This is a genomic window from Clavibacter lycopersici (genome assembly GCF_003576405.1).
Classification (GTDB): domain Bacteria; phylum Actinomycetota; class Actinomycetes; order Actinomycetales; family Microbacteriaceae; genus Clavibacter; species Clavibacter lycopersici.
In genome coordinates this window covers 1-2,657 of sequence record NZ_QWGT01000312.1, presented here as the reverse complement: position 1 = coordinate 2,657, position 2,657 = coordinate 1, and the positions used below count along the sequence as shown (strand labels likewise).

Sequence of the window (2,657 nt, the reverse complement as noted above, 5' to 3'; positions counted from 1 at the left end):
CGGCGCGCGGCCAGCGCGAGGACGCGCTCGGCGTATGCGGCGGCCACGGCCGCGCGTGTGATCGCGCGCGACTGCACCTGCCCGCGGGAGAGGCCGAGGACGTGCCCGATGAGGAGCTCCGCGTCGACCGCGGGATCCTCGATCCCGGCGCCGGCGAGCGCCTGGCCGACCCGCATGCGGAGGGCGTCCACCGTGTCGGGGACACCCTCCCCGTCAGCCACGGGCGAGCGGGCCGCGCGCGCGGATCACGCGTCCGTCCCGAGCGCGTCGAGCCGCGCCTCCTCGTCGGCCTGGATGCACGACTCCACGACCGGGTCGAGGGCGCCGTCCATCACCGCGTCGAGGTTGTACGCCTTGTACCCGGTGCGGTGGTCCGCGATGCGGTTCTCCGGGAAGTTGTACGTGCGGATGCGCTCGGACCGGTCCATCGTGCGGATCTGGCTGCGGCGCACGGCCGAGGCCTCCGCGTCGATCTCCTCCTGCTGCTTCGCGAGCACGCGGGCACGCAGGACGCGCATGCCGGCCTCGCGGTTCTGCAGCTGGCTCTTCTCGTTCTGCATCGCGACCACGATGCCCGTGGGCAGGTGGGTGATGCGGACGGCGGAGTCGGTCGTGTTCACCGACTGGCCGCCGGGGCCGGACGAGCGGTAGACGTCGATCTTGAGGTCGTTGGGGTCGATGGCGACCTCCTCGACCTCCTCGACCTCGGGGATCACGAGCACGCCCGCGGCGGACGTGTGGATGCGCCCCTGCGACTCGGTCGCCGGCACGCGCTGCACGCGGTGCACGCCGCCCTCGTACTTGAGGTGCGCCCACACGCCGAGCGCGGGGTCGTCGGACGTGCCCTTGATGGCGACCTGCACGTCCTTGTAGCCGCCGAGGTCGCTCTGCGTCTGACTGAGGACCTCGGTCTTCCAGCGGCGCGACTCCGCGTAGTGCAGGTACATCCGGAGCAGGTCGGCGGCGAACAGCGCGCTCTCGGCGCCGCCCTCCCCCATCTTGATCTCCATGATGACGTCGCGCGCGTCGTCGGGGTCGCGCGGGATCAGGAGCCGCCGGAGCTTCTCCTGCGCCTGGTCCAGCGCCTGCTCGAGGCCGGGGATCTCCTCGGCGAACGCCGGGTCCTCCTCGGCCAGCTCGCGCGCGGCCGCCAGGTCGTCGCCGAGCTGGGTCCACTCGGCGTGCGCCTGGACGATCCGGCTCAGCTCCGCGTAGCGGCGGTTGACCTTGCGCGAGCGCGACGCGTCCGCGTGCAGCTCGGGGTCGCCGAGCTGCTGCTGGAGCTCCTCGTGCTCCTCCAGCAGCTGGACGACGGACTCGAACACGCGTCAGCCCTTCTCGTGCGCGCCGTGCCCGTGGCTCTGGTGGGACACGCCGTTGCCGGTGTTGGGCATGGAGGCCTGGACCTTCATGAGGAACTCGACGTTGGACGTCGTCTCCTTCAGGCGGCTGAGGACGATCTCGAGGGCCTGCTGCTGCTCGAGCCCGGCGAGGGCGCGGCGCAGCTTCCAGGTGACCTTGACCTCGTCGGCGCCCATGAGCATCTCCTCGCGGCGCGTGCCGGAGGCGTTGACGTCGACGGCGGGGAAGATCCGCTTGTCGGCGAGGGCGCGCGAGAGGCGGAGCTCCATGTTGCCGGTGCCCTTGAACTCCTCGAAGATGACCTCGTCCATCTTGGATCCGGTCTCCACGAGCGCCGTGGCGAGGATCGTGAGCGATCCGCCGTGCTCGATGTTGCGCGCGGCGCCGAAGAAGCGCTTCGGCGGGTAGAGCGCCGACGAGTCGACGCCGCCCGAGAGGATCCGGCCCGATGCGGGAGCCGCGAGGTTGTACGCGCGGCCGAGGCGGGTGATGGAGTCGAGCAGCACGACCACGTCGTGGCCGAGCTCCACGAGGCGCTTCGCGCGCTCGATGGCGAGCTCGGCGACCGTGGTGTGGTCCTCGGCCGGACGGTCGAAGGTCGAGGCGATGACCTCGCCCTTCACCGTGCGCTGCATGTCGGTGACCTCCTCGGGACGCTCGTCGACCAGCACGACCATGAGGTGGACCTCGGGGTTGTTGGTGGCGATGGCGTTCGCGATGGCCTGGAGCACGAGCGTCTTGCCGGCCTTCGGCGGCGAGACGATGAGGCCGCGCTGGCCCTTGCCGATCGGCGACACGAGGTCGATGATCCGCGTGGTCAGCTTGCCCGGCTCGGTCTCGAGGCTGAGGCGGTCCTGCGGGTACAGCGGCGTGAGCTTGCCGAACTCGACGCGGTTCGCGGCCTCCTCGGGCGGCAGGCCGTTGACCGAGTCGATCTTCACGATCGCGTTGTACTTCTGGCGGCTCTGGCTGTCGTTCTCGCGCGGCTGGCGGATGGCGCCGACGATGGCGTCGCCCTTGCGCAGCGAGTGCTTCTTGACCTGGCCGAGCGAGACGTACACGTCGTTCGTGCCGGGCAGGTAGCCGCTCGTGCGGACGAACGCGTAGTTGTCGAGCACGTCGAGGATGCCCGCGACGGGCAGGAGGACGTCGTCCTCGGTGACCTCGGGCTCGAAGTCGTCGCCGCCCTGGCCGCGGCCGCGCTTGCGGTCGCGGTACCGGCTGCGGCCGCCGCGGTCGTCGTCGCGACCGAGGTCGGCGCGGGCCTGGTCGGCGCGCACGTCCTGCGTGCGGTC

At 71.4% G+C, this 2,657-nt stretch carries 2 protein-coding genes and 1 pseudogene; all 3 read right to left on the bottom strand.

Translation table 11 applies throughout. The features are described 5' to 3' along the window. Window positions 1-221, bottom strand: a pseudogene (locus tag DZG00_RS14410) (peptide chain release factor N(5)-glutamine methyltransferase); the annotation flags it as partial. 24 nt (window positions 222-245) lie between these two features. Further along, entirely contained in the window at window positions 246-1,325 is a 1,080-nt protein-coding gene (gene prfA, locus DZG00_RS14405; protein WP_119381265.1) for a peptide chain release factor 1, read from the bottom strand. A 3-nt stretch (window positions 1,326-1,328) separates the two neighbouring features. Beyond that, window positions 1,329-2,657, bottom strand: a 1,329-nt coding sequence (rho, locus tag DZG00_RS14400; RefSeq protein WP_199689829.1) for a transcription termination factor Rho, incomplete at its 5' end; no start/stop codon positions are given.